The following is an 18,102-nucleotide window of genomic DNA, read 5'->3' on the forward strand; positions in this document are numbered from 1 at the left end:
CCTCGTCGGGTTCCGGCCGGTGTGGAGGTGCAGCGCGTCGCGGGGTCTTCCCGCTCGGGAACAACTCTGTCGGGGATATCCCGGGTGACCAACCGGTTCGCGTCCCGCTCGCGATATCATCCCAGGTCAGGACCGGTGAGGAGTTTTTCCGCAGCGGACGATCCGGGCCCTCGGGGGGTGCGGAGCAGGGAGGATGCGGGAGATGGAACCGGTCGACGAGCGAACCGCGGCGGAGCCCCGGCAGCTGTTCGCCGACCAGCTCCGGACTCTGTTCGCGGCGGCGGGACGTCCCGCGCTCAAGAAGGTCGCCTCCGAGGCGTCGGCCGTCGCCCGCTCCGTGGGCAGCGAGCGCACCGTGTCCGTGCAGCGGATCAGCGACTGGCGATCCGGTGCCCGGGTACCCGCCACGTTCGAGACGATCCGTCCGGTCCTGGTGGTGCTGATCCGCTCCGCCCGGGCCCTGCACGCGCAGCCGCCGACGCCCGGCCTCTACTCGATCAAGCAGTGGGAGCGGTGGTGGGAACACGCCCGGGGACCGGCCGGGCGGGCCCGGACGGAGCCCACCGAGCCGCCCGCCGCGGCACTGCCCCCCGGCGTGCGGCCCTACCGCGGTCTCGAGGCGTACCGCGATCGGGACGCGCAGCTGTTCTTCGGCCGGGCCCGGAGCGTGCGCGAACTCGCCGAGACCGTCGTCGCCGCCCACGGTCACGGCATCGTGGTGGTGACCGGTGCCTCCGGCGTCGGCAAGTCCTCCCTCGTGCAGGCCGGCCTGGTCCCGGAACTGTGCCGTGACGACCGTTGGCGGCCGGTGGTCCTGACCCCGGGACGGCACCCGGTGGCGCAGCTCGTCGAGTGCGTACCCGAACTCGCCGACATCTCGGATGCGGACGAGCCGACCGCGGTGGCGCGGCTGCACGCCGCCGCCGCCCGAGAGGGCGGCGCGGGCCTGCTGATCGTCGTCGACCAGATCGAGGAGCTGTTCACCCACTGCGAGGACGCGGCCGAACGCTCGGCGTTCCTCGCGCTGCTCGATCAGGCCGCGACCGTCGGTGACGGCGACACACCGGTCTCGGTGGTGGCCACGCTGAGATCGGACTTCTACGAGCGGGCCGTGACCTATCCCGTGCTGGCCCGGGCGCTGGAGCGGCACAGCAAGACGGTCCAGCCCCTGACCCGGGACGACCTGGTCGAGGTGATCACCGCGCCGGCGCGGTTGCTCGGTCTGCGGTTCGAGCCGGGCCTGGTCGAACTGATCCTGCACGACCTCGGAGTGCTGACCGACGACGACGTCGGCGGGGCCGAACTGCCCCTGCTGTCACACCTGCTCGACGCCCTGTGGGAACGCCGGCGCGGCGGTCACCTGACCGTGGCCGGGTACCGCGCTACCGGCGGGGTACGCGGATCGATCGCGGCGAGCGCGGAACGTGCGTGGGAAGAGCTCGACGACCGCGGCCGCCGACTCGCGCGCGCGATGCTCGTCCACCTGGTCTACGTGACCGGCACCGGCACCGACGTGAAGATCCGGCGCCCGCTGGATCGGCTGCTCGCCGCCGCCGGCGACGACGCCGAGGCGGGACGCCGGGTGGTCGACCACTTCGTCACCGCCCGCGTCCTCGTCGTCGACGACGGCAGCGTCGAGCTGGTTCACGACACGGTCATCGACGCCTGGCCGCGCCTGAAGTCGTGGATCCGGGCCGACCGCTCGTACGCTGCGCTGCGCCAGCAGATCGAGGCGGACGCGGCAGGCTGGGTCGCGGGCCGCCGGCACGCGGACCTGCTGTACCAACGGGGCCGGATGGACCTCGTCGCCGAGCACGAGGATCGGGAGCTCGTGGGGCGGGCCCCGGCCGGCGGTGTCGAGACCGCGCTCAGCCCGACAGCGGTGGCCTTTCTCCGGGAGTCGCGACGGCAGATCCGTCGCCGGACCCGCGTCCGCAACGGTGCCATCGCCGCCCTCGTGCTCTCCACCGTCGTCGCGGTGGTGATGGGGACGCTGGCCTGGGCCGGCAAGAGCCGCGCCGAGGCCGAGCGCAGTGCCGCCCAGTTCCAGCAGGTCGTCGCGCTCGCCGACTCCATGCAGGAGCGGGACCCGTCCACCGCGGCCCAGCTGGCGCTCGCGGCGTGGCGCCTGCGTCCGGACAGCGAGGTCGCGTATTCGCGGCTCGTCGCGACCGAGCAGATGCCGCTGGCACTGCCCGTGGAGGGTCACAGCGGTCCGGTCTACGGGCTGGCGATCGCCCCGGACGGCACGACCCTGGCCTCGGCGAGCGACGACGGCAGTGTCCGCCTGTGGGATCTGTCCGACCGGGGCGCGCCGCGGCCGCTCGGAGCGCTGGTGTCCGACGAGCCCGAGTATCTGGCCTCGGTCGCCTTCAGCCCGGACGGCACCCTGCTCGCGGCGGGTGGTGCAACAGGTGCGGTGTGGATCTGGGACGTCACCGACCGGGACCGGCCCGTCGCGCTGCTGACCGGCGAGGTGTTCGTGCCGGAGGTCGTCCACAATGTGCGGTTCGGCCCGGACGGCCGGTCGCTCGCGGTGCCGTACGACAACGGATCGGTCGTGCTCGTCGACACGAGCGAGCCCCGGACGCGGGGATTTCCCCGCACCGTCCTGCCCGCGCACGGCGCGGCGGTGCGCACCGTGGCGTTCCACCCCGGCGGTACCGTGCTGGCCACGTCGAGCGACGATCGGTCGGTGCGGCTGTGGGATGTGACCGACCCGGCCGCCGCCGTGCCCGTCGGCGCTGCGCTGACCGGTTTCCGCGACGTGGCGCACTCCGTCGCGTTCGCCCCCGACGGCCGGACCCTCGCGGTCAGCAGCGACGACGGTGTCGTCACGATGTTCGACACCACGGACCCGGCGGCGGTGCGCCCGACCGGCCCTCCCGTGCAGGCGCACACCGGCGGGGTGTGGACCGTCGCGTTCGCACCCGACGGCCGCACCCTGGCGAGCGCGTCGTGGGACGGGACCGCGAAGCTGTGGGCGGTCGACCCGAAGACGCGGACGATCGACGAGATGCGGCCGGCCCTCGCAGGCAACGGCGGCGGCGTCCCCGCGCTCGCGTTCACCCCCGACGGCGCCGCGTTGGTCACCGGCGGGCACGACGGCAACATCCGGATCTGGACGCTGCCGCGCGGACGCGTCGCGGTCGCGGACTCTGCGCTGACGCTGCCCGCGATCGATCGCTCCGGCTCGTTCGTCGCCACCGGCGGGTACAACTCCTCCGTGCCGCTGTGGCGGATCGGCTCCGACGGGCACTGGGCGCCGCTCGGCGTCGTGGATCGTCCCAGACCGGTGGGCGGCGCGGTGACCACCGCCCTGTCGCCCTCCGCCGCGACTCTGGTCACCGCCTCGACGACCGACGGCGAGATCCACCTGTGGGATGTCCGCGACCCCACGGCCCCGCGGCTGTGGGTGGACCCGATCGTGACCGAGACCCGGTTCACGTCCGAACTCGACTTCGGCCCCGGGGGCACCACCCTCGTCACCGGCCACGACGACCACTCTCTCGTGCTGTGGGACGTGTCGGATCCGGCGCGTCCGGTGCGCCGGGGAGCACCGCTGCGGGGCCCGACGAATCTCGTGCGGGCGGCCGCGTTCACGCCGGACGGCCGGCATCTGGTCGTGACCAGCGCGGACGGCTCGCTCTATGCGTGGGACGTCACCGATCCGTCCGCCCCCGTCGCGCTGCCGGTGTCGGACGGTCACACCGCCGGCGTCAACGCCCTCGCGTTCAGCGCCGACGGCAACGTCCTCGCCACCGGCGGCGACGACCACACGGTCCGCGTGTGGGACCGCGGACCCGACGGATCGTTCACCGTCCGGCCCGACGCGCTGCACGGCCACACCGGCACCGTCTACTCGGTGTCCGTCACCCCGAACGGCGGCGAGGTGGTCAGCGGCAGCGACGACGGCACGGTACGACTGTGGCACGTCGCCGACTCGGAGCACATGCACCCGGTGGGCGGCCCGATCACCGAGATCGGTGTCGGACGGTGGCAGGTCGGCTTCCTGCCGGGCCGCAACGCCGTGATCGCGGCGGGCGGCGACGGGACGGTGCGCACCTGGAGCCTGGACGTCGAGTCGATCGTCGCGCGGATCTGCGCCTCGACGACGGGCCGGATCACCGAGACGCTGCCACAGTCCGATCTGCCGGTGGCCGGCCGGACGGTGTGCGAGGGCTGAGCCCCAGGATGCTGGCGGCCTTGTCGAGGCACTCCTGCCATTCGGCGTCCGGATCGGAATCGATGGTGATGCCGCCGCCGACGCCGAGCCCGCACGAGCCCGGCGTGTCCGCGTCCCCGCGGCCGAACTCGACGGTGCGGATCGCCACGTTCAGTTCCACCCCGGCGACGGGACTAGCCATGCCCACCGTGCCGCAGTACACGCCCCGCGGGTGCGGCTCCCAGACCTGCAGGAACTCCCGCGCCCGGATCTTGGGGCAGCCGGTCACCGACGCCGGGGGGAATGCCGCATCGAGCAACCGCGCGGTGTCCACCCCGATCCGCAACGAGGCCGCGACGGTGGACACCAGGTGCCAGACCCCGGGGGCCGGATGCACCCCGAGCAGGTCCGGCACGGTGACGCTCCCCGTCTCGGCAACGCGCCCCAGGTCGTTGCGCACGAGGTCCACGATCATCACGTTCTCCGCGACGTCCTTGACGGACGCGCGCAACCGGGCCGGATCGGCGCCGATCGGGAGCGTGCCCTTGATCGGGCTCGACGTCACCCGGTCGCCGTGGCGCGCGAGGAACAACTCCGGTGACAGGGACGCGACCGCACCCCAGTCGCCCGCGACGTACGCCGCCCGGGCCGGGGCGGTGCGCTCGATCCCGTCGGCGAAGAAGTGCAGCGGACTGCCGGACCAGGCACCGGTGAAACGAGTGCACACGCACGCCTGGTAGACCTCGCCGGCGCGGATCGCCTCGAGGCATTGCCGCACGCCGCGGCGGTGGGCGTCGCGATCGGGCGGTGTCCAGTCGATGCGCCACGGTGCCCGAGCGGAGGCGTCGGGCGCCTCGCGGACGGCGGCGGCGAGCCCGGCCGGGCACGCCGCGTCGGTGAGGCTCTCGTACCACCAGCAGCCGTCGTGGTCGAGCCGCAGGACGGTGTCCGTCCATCCTCCGGCCGCGCGAGGCAGCGCCGGGTGGGTGGGCGTGCGGTCCGGATATGCGAGATAGCCGATCCACCCCCCGCCGACGACCGGTTCGCCGCGGCCCGGGGCCGAGCGGCCGCGCAGGACGAAGGCGTCGGCCGGTGGGGTGGCGACGGCACGCACGTGGGGCGCGAGGACCGCAGCTGCGCCGAACCACGTTCCGGTCAGTGCAGCCGGTGGCGGGGCGCCCGCCGCCTCGGCCCGGGCGCCCAGCAGTCGCAGCACCTGCGCCGGGCTGCCCCCGGTGCCGAGCCGTTCCATCCGCATGGGCACAGCTTCCCACGCGGCCCCGGAACGGACCGAATCCCGCCGGGCGGTCAGCGGACGAGCGGCATCACCCGGTCCGCCGCACCGAGCTTGTCCGGGTTCCGCACCACATACAGGCCGGTGACCAGGCCCGCGTCCATCTCGATCAGCATGACCAGATCGAGTCGCTCGCCCGAGTACACGGCCAGCGCGGGCAGGCCGTTGAACGCGGCGAACTCCACTCGCATGTCGGGCAGCGGCCGGCGGCTCAGGCCGCTCAGCACGCGTGCGACCTTCCGCGCTCCGCTCACCGGGACCCGCGCGGCCGTCACCTTGCCGCCGCCGTCGGCGACGTAGACGACGTCCGGTGCGAGTACCGCCATGAGTGCCTCCACGTCCCCGCCGGCAGCGGCGGACAGCAGCTCCGTCACGACCCGGCGCGCCTGCTCGTCGGACGCGGCGTACCGCCGGCGCCGCGCCTGCACGTGGCTGCGGGCGCGGTGCGCGATCTGCCGCACCGTCGCCTCCTGCCTGCCGACGGCCGCGGCGATCTGGGCGTGGTCGAAGCCGAACACCTCGCGCAGCACGAACACCGCTCGTTCGAGCGGGCCGAGTGTCTCGAGCACCAGCATCATCGCCATCGACACCGATTCGGCGAGCAGCACGTCCTCGGCGGCGTCGGGGGCGGTCCGCACCGGTTCGGGCAGCCACGGCCCGACGTAGTCCTCCCGGCGCCGCTGCGCCGTGCGCAGCGAGTTCAGCGCCTGCCGGGTGACCACGCGGCTCAGATAAGCACGCGGGTTCGCCACCTCGTCGAGCTCCACCTCGGCCCAGCGCAGGTAGCTGTCCTGCAGGATGTCCTCGCTGTCGGCGACGCTGCCGGTGATCTCGTACGCGATGCCGAACAGCAGGCCTCGGTGCCGGGTGAACAGTTCATCGTGGGTCGTCTTGTCGTGCGTCGTCTCGTCGCGAGGCGTGTCGTCGGGGGTCATCGACGGACCGCGATCGGCTCGGACGCGGGGGCCGGACCCGCGGGGAACGGGTAGCTGTGCCCTCGCGCCTGCCGTCGCAGCATCCAGACCGTCCCGCGCACCACCGCCTCCTTGCCGAACGACCCCAACGTACCGCGCAGCGCGAGGGAGCGGGGCGTGTCGTCGGGACGGGTGCGCTGCACGACGCCGGAGGAGCGGCCCAGCGAGATGCACTGCGCCGCGAACCCCAGCGACAGCGGCCGCGGATCCGTACCCGTCAGCAGTGCCCAGGTGGTGTCGGCGCCGTGGGCGCCGAGCGGCAGCGCCGCCTGGCAGCTCATCCGGATGTGATCCTGGCCGTCGACGGTCACGGCGTCGCCCACGCCCACGACGTTCGCTCCGTCCGCGCTCCGCAGGGTAGCGTCGACCCGCAGCCGGCCCGTCTCGTCGACGGGCAGACCACTGCGCCGGGCCAGGTCCGGCACCGTGAATCCGCCCGCCCAGACGGCGAGCTCGGCCGGCACCGCGTCGCCGTCGGCGAGCAGCACCGCGCCGTCCTCGACGGCGACGACCCGGCCCGGCCGGATCCGGACACCGAGCCGTCGCAGCCGCGCGGCGACGAACCGCCGGGTGGACCCGGGCAGATGTGCGACGGGATCCCCGACGAGGGTGACCGACAGGCGTGGATGCGCCTCGGCGATCTCGGCGGCCGACTCGACGCCGGTGAGCCCGCCGCCGACGACCACCACGCCCGCCCCGTCGCCGAGTTCCCCGAGCGCGGCGGCCGTGTCCAGGGCGCGTTCGAGCTCGGCCGTCGAGTGCAGCCGGCCGGCGCCCGGGATCGCGGGTACGGCGGCGCCGCTGCCGACGGCGTAGATCGCGACGTGGAACGGCAACGTCGTCCCGTCGGCGAGCAGCACCCGGTCCGCTCCGATGTGCACTGCGGTGCCGACGTGCACGGCCGCCGCCGGATGCAGCACGTCGGCGAGGTCGTGTGTGGCCGCACCGGAGCCGGCGGCGACCTGATGCAACCGCACCCTCTCGACGAACACCGGTCGCGGCGCGACGACCGTCACCGATACCCCCGGATGCGTGGCGAGCAGACGGTTCGCTGCCATCACTCCCGCGTACCCGGCTCCGAGCACCACCACATCGGTTGTCATCCTGACCACCCCTTCTGTTGTCGACGATGTCCGCGGTCGCACATGGGACACCGCTCGGCCCCCGAACGTGACAGGCGGCGACCGGGGCAGTGCTCACCCGGGCGGGGATGCGAGGAAGGCGGTCTCGGCGGCGTCGCGGCCGGCGAACCATCCCTCGGCATCGACGCTGCGTGTACGGGTCGACCGGGTCGTCGGGAACAGGCGGCGGAACTCCGAGTCCACGGCCTCGGAGCGACGGGCCAGCAGCGGCGCGAGTTGTGTGACGGACATGCTCGCGTCGGCCGCGGCGGTCGCGGTCGCGCATGCGTCCGCCTGCCGCAGCCGTTCGCCGACCCGATATGCGTATCCGGTCAGGAAGGCACGGCGGAACGCCGTCGCCGCGCCGCCGGTGCGGCCACCCGTCCCGGCGGCACGCACGGCCCGGGCGGCCTGCACCGAGAGCGACGCGAACAGCAGCTCCACCTGCTGCAGGTCGACGTCGGCGCCGACGATCGTGGCGATTCCGACCTTGGTGAACCACACCGTGCGCGTGCGGTTCGCGTTCCCGATCGCGGTGAGCAGCAGAACCTTCTCCTTCGCGTACGGATTGTCGACGTGCACGCGGCGTCCTCGCGCAGTGTCCGCGCCCGCACGAGTGACCAGGGCCGTGCCGATCGCGTACCGGGTCATCAGTTCCTGGGCCTTGGCGGTGAGGGTCTCGGCCTCTTCCGGATAGTCCGTGGACTCGGCCTTCGCCAGGAGGCCGCGGATCCGGGCGAGCACCCGCGGATCCGGGGTCGCGGCCTCGCCGGCCGCAGGGACCGGTCGCAGCGGCGGCCACTGCGAGGGCAGCGGCAGGAGTGGGGAGAACTGCGGCAGGTACTTCCAGGCGAACGCCAGCCCCATCACCTGGAAGCGGGACAGGCCGGGCAGCTCGCGCAGCAGTTCCGCGCCCAACTGGCGGGCGGGCGCGTCGGGTGGCACCCGGTCGGCGATCCGCGCGGCGGCGGGACAGCGTTGCGCGATCGCACCGAGCTGGCGCACCCAGTCGAGGGGTGCCCGGTCGGCCGCGCCGCTGCGGCGGGCGTCGAAAAGCACCGCGGCGGCCGCCAGTGGGACGTCCGTGGTGTCGCCGGAACGGGCCGTCACGTGCAGGACGTCGACCGGTTGCCAGCCGCGCTCGTACGCGGCGCCCAGTTCGTCGAGTAGCGGCCGGATTCCGAGGTGGAAGACCTCCTCGGATGCGCCGGACCCGGTCGCCGCCTGTCGAAAGTGTGTTCTATCTCGCCCCATGCGCGGAGTGTGCACGAGGCCACCGACAGGCGGCGTGGCGCTATTCGTAGCGCGGGAACACCGGGGCCGGGGCCGGCAACTGCGTGCCCGGCGCGAGGCGCGTGGCGATGTCCGCGAACTGCCGCGCCTGCGGATCCTGCCCCACCAGATCCAGGATCTTGGCGGCGGAGTCCGGCATCACCGGCTGCACGAGCAGGCCGACGATCCGCACGACTTCGAGCGTCACGTACAGCACCGTGGCCATCCGGGCGGGATCGGTCTTGCGCAGCACCCACGGCGCCTGTGCGGAGAAGTACCGGTTGGTCTCGCCGAGGACGTGCCAGATCGACTCGAGCGCGAGGTGCAGCGCCTGCACGTCGAACTCCGCCCGGACCTTGTCGAGCAGCGCGTCGGCCTGCGCGAGCAACGCTCGGTCGTCCTCGGTGAACTCACCGGGCTCCGAGACCACACCGTCGAGGTTCTTGGCGACCATCGTCAGCGAGCGCTGCGCGAGGTTGCCGAGTTCGTTCGCCAGGTCCGCGTTGATGCGGGTCACGATCGCCTCGTGGCTGTAGCTGCCGTCCTGACCGTAGGAGATCTCCCGCAGCAGGAAGAAGCGCAGCGGATCGAGGCCGTACTGCTCGACCATCTCGAGCGGGTCGACGACGTTGCCGACCGACTTGGACATCTTCTCGCCCTTGTTGAACAGGAAGCCGTGTACGAACACCCGCTCGGGCAGCTCGATTCCCGCCGACATCAGGAACGCCGGCCAGTACACGGTGTGGAAGCGGGTGATGTCCTTGCCGATGATGTGCAGTTTCGCGGGCCAGTAGCGGCGGAACGACTCCGACCCGGTGTCGGGAAAACCCGCACCGGTCAGGTAGTTGGTGAGCGCGTCGACCCACACGTACATCACGTGCTCGGGATGATCCGGCACCGGCACGCCCCAGTCGAAGGTGGTGCGGGAGATCGACAGATCCTTCAGCCCGCCCGAGACGAAGCTGACGATCTCGTTGCGGCGGGTGGCCGGCGCGATGAAGTCCGGGCGCTCCTCGTACAGCTTCAGCAGCTTGTCCTGATACGCCGAGAGCCGGAAGAAGTACGTCGACTCCTCCGTCCACTCCACGGGGGTGCCGGACTCGGTGGCGATGCGCGAGCCGTCGTCGAGCGCGGTCGTCTCGGCCTCGGCGTAGAACGCCTCGTCGCGCACGGAGTACCACCCCGAGTAGGTGTCGAGGTAGATGTCCCCGTTGTCGGCCATCCGCTGCCAGATCGCCTTGCTCGCCTCGAGATGGTCGGCGTCCGTGGTGCGGATGAACCGGTCGAAGGAGATGTTCAGCGACTTGTCCATGGCCTCGAACACGCCGGAGTTGCGCGCCGCGAGGTCCCGCACGTCCAGGCCCTCCTTCGCTGCCGTCTGCTGCATCTTCAGGCCGTGCTCGTCGGTACCGGTCAGGAAGTACACGTCGAAGCCGTCGAGGCGCTTGAACCGGGCGATCGCGTCCGAGGAGATGTACTCGTAGGCGTGGCCGATGTGCGGGGCGCCGTTCGGATAAGCGATCGCGGTCGTCAGGTAGAACGGCGGGCGGGAGGCGGCAGGAGCAGTCATGGTGCGTCCACTTTATAGGTAGATAGTGTATGGGCCGTGAGCCGAACCCGTCCCGCGCCCGAGCCTCCGCAGCCGCTCTCGCCTCTCGTCGACGCCCACACGCACCTCGACGCGTGCGGAGCCCACGATGCCGAATCGGTGGCGGCCGTCCTCGACCGGGCGGCCGCGGTGGGTGTCGGACGGGTCGTCACCGTGGCCGACGACATCGCCGCAGCCCGCTTCGCCGTCGACGCCGCGCACTGGGACGCACGGGTCTACGCCGCCGTGGCGCTCCACCCCACCCGTGCGAACGCGCTCGACGACGTCACGCGCGCCGAGATCGAGAAGCTCGCCGCCGACCCGCGCGTCGTCGCCGTGGGGGAGACCGGCCTCGACCTGTACTGGCCCGGCAAGCTCGACGGCTGCGCCGACCCGCTCGAGCAGGAGGACGCGTTCCGCTGGCACATCGACCTGGCCAAACGGCTCGGCAAGACCCTGATGATCCACAATCGTGACGCCGATGCCGAGTTGCTGCGCGTCCTGCACGACGAGGGTGCGCCGGAGACGGTGATCTTCCACTGCTTCTCGTCGGACGCAGACATGGCGCGGGCCTGCGTCGACGCCGGCTACCTGCTCAGCTTCTCCGGGACGGTGAGCTTCAAGAACGCGAAGGCGCTCCGTGCCGCAGCCCCGTTGGTGCCGCCCGAGCTGGTGCTCGTGGAGACCGATGCCCCCTTCCTGACGCCCCATCCGTTCCGCGGCGCCCCCAACGAGCCGTACTGCCTGCCCTACACGGTGCGGGCGCTCGCGGAGGTGCGCGGCGCGGACCCGGCCGAGCTGGCCGCCACGACCACCGCGAATGCCGAACGGGTATACGGACTTTCGTAACGGTGTCCCCGTTCCGAGGCGGCCGGAGTGGGTGGCCGGGGACAATGGGTGACATGCACAGTTTCGTCTACAACGCTCAGCCGTCACGGGTGGTCTTCGGTCCGGGAACCGCGGCGCGGGTCGCCGACGAGGTGCGCCGCCTGGATCGCTCCCGGGTCCTGCTGCTCGGCGGCGAACACGTCCGTCCGCAGGCCGAGCTCGTCGAGAAGGCCCTCGGGAGCCTCCAGGTCGCCCGGTTCGACGGGGCCGTCATGCACACCCCCGTCGCGGTCACCGAGAAGGTGCTGGGTCTGGTCTCCGAGCACGACATCGACGCCGTCGTCGCCGTGGGCGGAGGGTCGACGACGGGGCTGTCGAAGGCGATCGCGGTGCGCACCGGCGTGGACCAGGTGATCCTGCCGACCACCTACGCCGGATCCGAGGTCACGCCCGTCCTCGGGGAGACCGCGGACGGGGTGAAGACCACGCACTCGTCGCCGGCCATCCTGCCCGAAACCGTCATCTACGACGTCGAGTTCACCCTGTCGATGCCGATCCCGATGGCACTGACCAGCGCGATCAACGCGATGGCGCATGCCGTGGAGGCGTTGTACGCCGAGCACGCCAACCCGATCATCGACACGCTGGCGCTCGAGGCGATCCGCGCGATCGCCCGGGGTGTGCCGGTCCTCGGTGCCGACGCCGCGGACCGCGAGGGCCGCTCGGACCTGCTGCTCGCGGCATGGCTGGCCGGCACGTGCCTGAGCGCGGGAGGAATGGGCTTGCACCACAAGCTGTGCCACGTCCTGGGCGGCAGTTTCGACCTGCCGCACGCGGCGACGCACACCGTGATGCTGCCGCACGTGATGGCGTTCAACGCGCCGTCGGTACCGGCCGTGATGAGCCGTATCGCCGATGCGCTCGGCACGCCCACCGCCCCGGCCGGGGTCTTCGACCTGGTGGCGGCCGCGGGTGGTCCGACGACGCTCGCCGAACTGGGCATGTCCGAGGGCGACCTGGACGAGGCGGCACACCTGGCCACCGAACGGCAGTACCCCAACCCCCGCGAGGTGACCCGGGTGGGGGTGCGGCGACTGCTGGGCGATGCCTATGCCGGAATCCGTCCCGAGTGAGGGTGCCCCTCGGTGTTCCTGGTGAGGGTGCCCCCTCGGTGTTCCTGGTGAGGGTGCCCCCTCAGTGTTCCTGGTGAGGGTGCCCCCTCAGTGTTCCTGGTGAGGGTGCCCCCTCAGTGGGCGGTGGGGGGATTGCGGCGCGGCCGGATCTGCGCGTTGGGCAGCGCCGGTGCGGGTAGCCGCGCGACCTTCCCGGTGTAGCCCTCGACCCGGCCGAAGCGTTCTCCCTCGCGCTGCCACTCGTCGCGGAACGCGACGATCTCGTCGTGGCTGCGACCGACGAAGTTCCACCACATGACGATCTCCTCCCCGAACGGCGTCCCGCCGAGCAGCACGGCACGTGCGGGTTCGTCGGTGAGATTCGTCAGGGGGAGCGTGGAGACGCCGGTGCCGACGTAGCCGAGCGCGGAGCGGGACAGGACGGTGCCGGCGAGCCGGATGCTGCCGGTGTCGACCAGCAGGCCGTGCTCGAACGCGGGATCGACGGTCAGTTCGACGCTCGCGCCCGGGTCGAGGGTGATCTCGGCCCCGAGCAGCGGGGTGAAGGTGGGCACCGGCGACGTGGAGCCGGCGAGGGAGCCGAGGAAGACGGCGACGGTCGCGCCCGCGAGCCGGACCGGTTCGGGCACGTGGTGCCGGAAGTCACGAGGAGCGTCCCGGTGTGCGTCGGGCAGGGCCACCCACAGCTGGACGCCGTGCAGGACCGTCGTGGCCGGTGTGGAGACCTCCGAGTGCGCGATGCCGTGGCCGCCCGTCATGAGGTTGAGTTCGCCGGGGCGGACGAATGCGTGCTTGCCGAGGCTGTCGCGGTGCTCGATCTCGCCGGCGAACAGCCAGCTCACCGTCTGCAGGCCGGTGTGCGGGTGCGGCGCGACGTCCATTCCGCCGGTCGCGGCGACGTCGTCGGGCCCGTAGTGGTCGGCGAAGCACCAGGCTCCGACGAGGGACCGGGCGCGCTGCGGCAGCGTGCGGCGGACCGGCATCGCGCGCGGGCCGCCGAGCGGCACCTCACGGGAAGTGATGATCTGTACCCGGGTGGGCGCGGGCTCGGATTCGCAGACGATCTCGGTGGGCTCGGCGTCGACGTTGCTCATCTACAAGACCTTGCTTCCGTACATCTCGCCGAGGGGATCGGCGATGAGTTCGATGCGGGCACCGTCGGGGTCGCGGAAGTACAGGGAGACCTCGCTGTGCTCGACGAGGTCGACGCCCGCTTCGGTCAGTTTGGTGCGCAGGCGTTCCCAGCGGCTCTGCTCGACGCTGATCGCGATGTGGTGCAGCCCGCCGAGGACCTCCTGGTAGGGACCGACGTCGAGGCCGGGAAAGTCGAAGAAGGCCAGCAGGTTTCCGTTTCCGATGTCGAAGAAGAAGTGCGACGAACCGGGGTAGTCGCGGTTCTCGATCAGTTCGGTGAGCGGGAACTCGAGCACGTCCTGGTAGAAGCGCACCGTGCGCTCGACGTCGCTGCTGACGAGTGCGGTGTGGTGCAACCCGCGCGCCGACGACGCGGGTCGTTCGCCGACGGGCCGGAGGTAGCGGGTGCGGAGTTCCTCCCGCAACGTCGCGGAGCGGCGGCTGCGTTCCTCTTCCACGCTGGTGCTCACGGTGGGCTCCTTCGGCCGGTGGTTGCGCCTTCGACGAAAGCATACCCCATGTGATTGATCGATCAACTACTTTTCGGATGCCGTCCGGCGGCGGGTGGCCGATTAAGTTGAACCTTCAACCTTGCGCCGCTACCGTAGGGGCGGCTTCGATCGAAGGACGAGCCCCCGCCGCCCGCACCGAAAGGTCACCCCCATGAACAACCCCGTCCTGCGCAACGTCGGGCTGCTCGTCGCCCGAGTGGTCATCGGGATCGTCTTCCTGGCCCACGGGCTGCAGAAGGTGAACCAGGGATACTCCGCCACCAAGGCCGGATTCGAGGGCATGGACGTGCCCGTGCCCGCGCTGTCCGCCTTCTACGCCACCTGGGTGGAGACACTCGGCGGCATCGCCCTGATCATCGGCCTGCTCGTGCCGATCTTCGGTGTCCTGCTGCTGGTGAACATGCTCGGCGCGTTCGTCTTCGTCCACATCGGCAACGGCATCTACGTCACCGACGGCGGATGGGAGCTCGTCGGGGCGCTCGGCGCCGGAGCGCTGGTTCTCGCGGTCGTCGGCGCCGGCGCGTACAGCGTCGACGCCTTGCTCGGCCGCCGGGTGCGGTTCCTGCAGACCGCGTAGGCCGAGGGCCGGCGTCCGGGAGACCGGGCGCCGGCCTTCGGAGCACTTTCGCGCGAAGATCGCGCATCCGTTCCCGCCGAACGGCTCCCTCGAGGCGTAACCGTCGGCCGGGAACAGCTCCCGGCGGCGCTCCCGCGCAACCCGTCGCGTTTTTCGCCGCGCGGATCCCGACCGCCTCCTCGGTCGCCTGTCGCCGCCGGGCAGTCGTCTTCGCCCCCGGCGCGTCGCCGTTCGCCCGCCGGGCAGAGTCCCCGCCGCGCGTCGGACTTCTCGGCCGCTCCTCGTCTGCGGCCCTTCGCGGAACGGCCGTCCCGTTGTGACGGTGCCGTACCTCCCCGCCTTGCGCGAGCCGACAGCCGCGGCTGTGCGCAGTTCCGCGTCGCCCCCCGGCCCGGATCGCGGCACCGTGTCCACGCGTCGAGAGCGCGACGATGTCCGGGGCGCGTGGAACCCCCCCGTCGCGGCCCCGGACGGTGGGTCACCCGCGCAAATTCCACTGCGGTAATTCGCGGTTCGCGTGGGGTGATTTTCCGGGCGTCGAATCGACGCGGTTCCGGCTCGGACACGACTCGGTCATTGATCGAAAATTACGAATCGTCACCTACTTTATTACGGGAAATTCGCAGGTAGACCCACTGCGGTTGCCGTATCAATGCCGATTCGTTACCGTGCTGTGATCGAAGTTGTCGACAGTCCAGGAATTACCGTGTCACCTTTCACCAAGATCAACAGAGCGAAATCGCCGACGCTGTACGTGGTCGTCGCCGCGCTCTTCCTCACCCTCGCGGCCGGCGGAGTCGCCGCGCTGATCCAGCACAAGGAACTCACCCTCGACGTGGACGGCGAGCGGGTCGCGCTCAGCACCATGAGCTCCGAGGTCGGTGACGTGCTCGCCGGCGCCGGCTACCCGGTCGGCGAGCACGACGTGGTGGCCCCGGCCGTCGACGCCGCGGTCTCGGACGGGGACACGGTGGTGCTGCGGCGGGCACGTGAGGTGCAGCTGAGCGTCGACGGTGTCGAGCGCACCGTGTGGACGACGGCGTCGACGGTGGACGAGGCGCTGGCGCAGTTCGAGCTGGCCGCGGACGTGTACACCTCGGCGTCCCGGTCGCACCGGTTGCCGCTCGAGGGTGCCGAGCTCGACGTGGTGAGCCCGAAGACGGTGCGGTTGCTCGACGGTGGTGCCCCGCCGGTCGAGGTGCGGATGGCGGCGCCGACGGTCGGGGAGTTCCTGACCGCGCACGGTGTGGCGCTCGAGCAGGCCGATTCGGTGATGCCCCCGGTCGATGCGGCGCTGACCGAGGGCCTCGAGATCCGCGTCACCCGCGACCGCATCGAGACCCGCATCGAGAACCAGCCGGTGCCGGCCCCCGAACAGCGCGTCGACGACCCGAACATGACCGAGGGCGAGACCGCCGTCGACACCCCGGGTGCTCCCGGTGAGCGCACCGTGACCTTCGAGGTGCACACGATCGACGGCGTCGAGGTCGGCCGCACCGAGAAGGCCTCGACGACCCTCCGCGAGCCGGCCCCGGCCGTCGTCCGCGTCGGCACCAAGCCCAAGCCGGCCGTGCCCGCTTCCGGCCGTGCCTCCACCTGGGACGCCCTCGCGCAGTGCGAGGCCACCGGCAACTGGGCCATCAACACCGGCAACGGCTTCTACGGCGGCCTGCAGTTCACCCAGCAGACCTGGGCCGCGTTCGGCGGCACCCAGTACGCGCCGCGCGCCGACCTGGCCAGCCGCGAGCAGCAGATCGCCGTCGCCGAGAAGGTCCAGGCCGCACAGGGCTGGGGAGCCTGGCCGTCGTGCACCAGCAAGATGGGCCTGCGGTAGGAACTCCGCCTCACGTCCTCGCGGACGAGGATCGCCGACACGCGTTCTGTGCTGCAGCACACCGTCGTCGCGGCGCTCCTGGCGACATCCGTCGCCGGGGCGCCGCGACGCTCTTCCGGCACGAGACCTTCCTCCGGCACGACCCCGCCGGTCGACGTCGGCCGGGGACAGCGCTCGCCGGCCACCGTGCGCACCGACGTGACGGCCGGGTACACGGAGTGCCGCGGAGGGCGCGTGAGGTGCCGTCGAGTATCGACGGAGTCGAGACCCGTCGCGAACCGGTCGACGCCCTCGTCGCGGTCACCGTCACCGGCGCCTACGGCCGCCCACAGGTGGACCGGAAGGGTCGACCGAAGCGCCGGGGAGCGTGGCCGTCCTACTCGTCCCGCAGCGGCGTGCGCTAGGTTCGGCACGTGCCAGACCACTCCTCCGGCGATCCCGGCTCGACCCCCCGCGACGGTTCCGACGTGACCGCCCGCGACGGTTCCGACGGGACCGCTCGCGACGGTTCCGACGTGACCGCTCGCGACGGTTCCGACGTGACCGCTCGCGACGGTTCCGACGTGACCGCTCGCGGTCGTGCCGCCCTCCTCGGCCCCGCCGAGGTGCGCGCCCTCGCGGAGGAGTTCGGTGTCCGGCCGACGAAACAGCTCGGCCAGAACTTCGTGCACGACGCCAACACGGTGCGCCGCATCGTCTCCGTCGCCGGTGTCGGCCGCGACGACGTGGTCCTCGAGGTGGGCCCGGGTCTCGGCTCGCTGACGCTCGCCCTGCTCGACGTGGTCGACCGCGTCGTCGCCGTCGAGATCGACCCCAGGCTCGCCGAGCGACTGCCCGCGACGGTCGCCGACCGCGCCCCCGACCTCGCCGACCGGCTCGACGTCGTCCTGAAAGACGCCATGCGGGTGCACCCCGCCGACCTGCCGGTTGCCCCGACGGCCCTCGTTGCGAACCTGCCCTACAACGTCGCGGTCCCCGTGCTGCTTCACCTTTTCGCCGAATTCGACTCGCTGCGTACGGCTCTGGTGATGGTGCAGGCCGAAGTGGCCGATCGGCTCGCCGCCGCGCCCGGCAGCCGCGTCTACGGCGTGCCCAGCGTCAAGGCCGGCTTCTTCGGCCATGTCCGTCGCGCCGGCTCGGTCGGCCGGGCCGTGTTCTGGCCGGTGCCCCAGGTGGAATCGGGCCTGGTGCGCATCGACCGCTACACCGAACCGCCCTGGCCCACGGACGAGGCGCACCGCCGCACGGTGTTCGCCGTCGTCGATGCCGCCTTCGCGCAGCGCCGCAAGACGCTGCGCGCAGCGCTGAGCGGCTGGGCCGGCTCGGCCGCCGAAGCCGAGCGCCGCCTGCTCGCCGCCGGAATCGATCCGTCGACGCGGGGCGAGAAACTCGATGCCGCCGCCTTCGTGCGGATCGCCGGCACGTCGTGACGGCGGCGCGCAGACCGGTGCCCGCGCAACGCTTGGCAGACGGGCGGATCTGTGCTCTACTGGTACACGGTCGTTAGGTAGTGTGTTCGTGGTTTACCCCTCGCACATTTCTCTAGTTGCGAGCGGATGCGAAATTCCCACGGAATCCTTCTCAGCCGTCGAGTGACAGGCCCGGGCGACGTCGTGTCGTTCGACGAAACGTGAAGGCCTCGAGGCTTTCCGAGATGTATGAGGTTGAAA

Annotated in this window: 14 protein-coding genes; 7 read left to right on the forward strand and 7 right to left on the reverse strand. The window is 71.8% G+C overall.

What is annotated here, in order from left to right; translation table 11 throughout:
* Positions 1-202 precede the first annotated feature (202 nt).
* Positions 203-4,186 carry an nSTAND1 domain-containing NTPase gene (locus RR3_RS07460; protein WP_064065676.1) on the forward strand — a complete coding sequence of 1,328 codons (3,984 nt, stop codon included), beginning with the start codon at positions 203-205 and terminating at the stop codon, positions 4,184-4,186.
* Here the strand turns inward: RR3_RS07460 and RR3_RS07465 are convergent.
* From RR3_RS07465 to metG, 5 genes are all read right to left on the reverse strand, one after another.
* Positions 4,125-5,423, reverse strand: a complete 1,299-nt coding sequence (locus RR3_RS07465) for an aminodeoxychorismate synthase component I (protein WP_010592987.1) — start codon at positions 5,421-5,423, stop codon at positions 4,125-4,127. The two genes, RR3_RS07460 and RR3_RS07465, sit on opposite strands and share 62 nt — an antisense overlap.
* Before the next feature lie 50 nt (positions 5,424-5,473).
* The gene (locus tag RR3_RS07470; protein ID WP_010592986.1) at positions 5,474-6,394 is read right to left on the reverse strand and encodes an RNA polymerase sigma-70 factor; all 921 of its coding nucleotides are present in this window, start codon (positions 6,392-6,394) and stop codon (positions 5,474-5,476) included.
* Positions 6,391-7,536 (reverse strand): NAD(P)/FAD-dependent oxidoreductase, encoded by a 1,146-nt coding sequence (locus tag RR3_RS07475; protein WP_234420168.1) that lies wholly within the window; start codon positions 7,534-7,536, stop codon positions 6,391-6,393. The genes RR3_RS07470 and RR3_RS07475 overlap by 4 nt, the downstream gene beginning before the upstream one ends.
* Positions 7,537-7,629: 93 nt before the next feature.
* Positions 7,630-8,808, reverse strand: coding sequence for a DUF2786 domain-containing protein (locus RR3_RS07480; protein ID WP_010592984.1), 1,179 nt, complete (start codon positions 8,806-8,808; stop codon positions 7,630-7,632).
* Positions 8,809-8,848: 40 nt separating this feature from the next.
* Positions 8,849-10,396 carry a methionine--tRNA ligase gene (gene metG, locus RR3_RS07485; protein ID WP_064065651.1) on the reverse strand — a complete coding sequence of 516 codons (1,548 nt, stop codon included), beginning with the start codon at positions 10,394-10,396 and terminating at the stop codon, positions 8,849-8,851.
* Positions 10,397-10,432: 36 nt separating this feature from the next.
* On the opposite strand from metG, the gene RR3_RS07490 reads away from it, so the two are divergent.
* Positions 10,433-11,263, forward strand: a complete 831-nt coding sequence (locus RR3_RS07490; RefSeq protein ID WP_010592982.1) for a TatD family hydrolase — start codon at positions 10,433-10,435, stop codon at positions 11,261-11,263.
* A gap of 53 nt (positions 11,264-11,316) precedes the next feature.
* Positions 11,317-12,375 (forward strand): maleylacetate reductase, encoded by a 1,059-nt coding sequence (locus RR3_RS07495; protein WP_040274583.1) that lies wholly within the window; start codon positions 11,317-11,319, stop codon positions 12,373-12,375.
* A 113-nt stretch (positions 12,376-12,488) separates the two neighbouring features.
* Here the strand turns inward: RR3_RS07495 and RR3_RS07500 are convergent, their stop codons facing one another.
* Both RR3_RS07500 and RR3_RS07505 read right to left on the reverse strand, forming a co-directional pair.
* Entirely contained in the window at positions 12,489-13,469 is a 981-nt protein-coding gene (locus RR3_RS07500) for a pirin family protein (protein ID WP_010592980.1), read from the reverse strand.
* On the reverse strand, positions 13,470-13,979 hold the full coding sequence (locus RR3_RS07505; RefSeq protein WP_010592979.1) for a VOC family protein: 510 nt from the start codon (positions 13,977-13,979) through the stop codon (positions 13,470-13,472). It lies immediately after the preceding gene.
* A gap of 193 nt (positions 13,980-14,172) precedes the next feature.
* Here RR3_RS07505 and RR3_RS07510 point away from each other — a divergent pair, with 193 nt between their 5' ends.
* The 4 genes from RR3_RS07510 to rsmA all read left to right on the forward strand — a co-directional run bounded on the left by RR3_RS07510 (position 14,173) and on the right by rsmA (position 17,862).
* Complete coding sequence (locus RR3_RS07510; protein ID WP_064065650.1) at positions 14,173-14,598, forward strand: DoxX family protein; 426 nt, start codon at positions 14,173-14,175, stop codon at positions 14,596-14,598.
* A gap of 706 nt (positions 14,599-15,304) precedes the next feature.
* Positions 15,305-16,432, forward strand: coding sequence for a resuscitation-promoting factor (locus RR3_RS07515; protein ID WP_010592977.1), 1,128 nt, complete (start codon positions 15,305-15,307; stop codon positions 16,430-16,432).
* Between the two features lie 239 nt (positions 16,433-16,671).
* A complete protein-coding gene (locus RR3_RS24850; protein ID WP_017679484.1) occupies positions 16,672-16,836 on the forward strand; it encodes a hypothetical protein in 165 nt (54 codons plus the stop codon).
* A gap of 135 nt (positions 16,837-16,971) precedes the next feature.
* Positions 16,972-17,862: a 16S rRNA (adenine(1518)-N(6)/adenine(1519)-N(6))-dimethyltransferase RsmA gene (gene rsmA, locus RR3_RS07520; RefSeq protein WP_102031928.1), complete on the forward strand. Its 891-nt coding sequence runs from the start codon at positions 16,972-16,974 to the stop codon at positions 17,860-17,862.
* Positions 17,863-18,102 lie beyond the last annotated feature (240 nt).

The sequence above is a fragment of the Rhodococcus ruber NBRC 15591 genome, from assembly GCF_001894945.1.
In the GTDB taxonomy this organism is placed as follows: Bacteria; Actinomycetota; Actinomycetes; order Mycobacteriales; family Mycobacteriaceae; genus Rhodococcus; species Rhodococcus ruber.

Bases quoted from the DNA above. Each gene is read 5' to 3' on its own strand.
- RR3_RS07460 (WP_064065676.1), top strand. From the start codon at position 203: ATGGAACCGGTCGACGAGCGAACCGCGGCGGAGCCCCGGCAGCTGTTC.
- RR3_RS07465 (WP_010592987.1), bottom strand. From the start codon at position 5,423: ATGCGGATGGAACGGCTCGGCACCGGGGGCAGCCCGGCGCAGGTGCTG.
- RR3_RS07470 (WP_010592986.1), bottom strand. From the start codon at position 6,394: ATGACCCCCGACGACACGCCTCGCGACGAGACGACGCACGACAAGACG.
- RR3_RS07475 (WP_234420168.1), bottom strand. From the start codon at position 7,536: ATGACAACCGATGTGGTGGTGCTCGGAGCCGGGTACGCGGGAGTGATG.
- RR3_RS07480 (WP_010592984.1), bottom strand. From the start codon at position 8,808: ATGGGGCGAGATAGAACACACTTTCGACAGGCGGCGACCGGGTCCGGC.
- metG (WP_064065651.1), bottom strand. From the start codon at position 10,396: ATGACTGCTCCTGCCGCCTCCCGCCCGCCGTTCTACCTGACGACCGCG.
- RR3_RS07495 (WP_040274583.1), top strand. From the start codon at position 11,317: ATGCACAGTTTCGTCTACAACGCTCAGCCGTCACGGGTGGTCTTCGGT.
- RR3_RS07500 (WP_010592980.1), bottom strand. From the start codon at position 13,469: ATGAGCAACGTCGACGCCGAGCCCACCGAGATCGTCTGCGAATCCGAG.
- RR3_RS07510 (WP_064065650.1), top strand. From the start codon at position 14,173: ATGAACAACCCCGTCCTGCGCAACGTCGGGCTGCTCGTCGCCCGAGTG.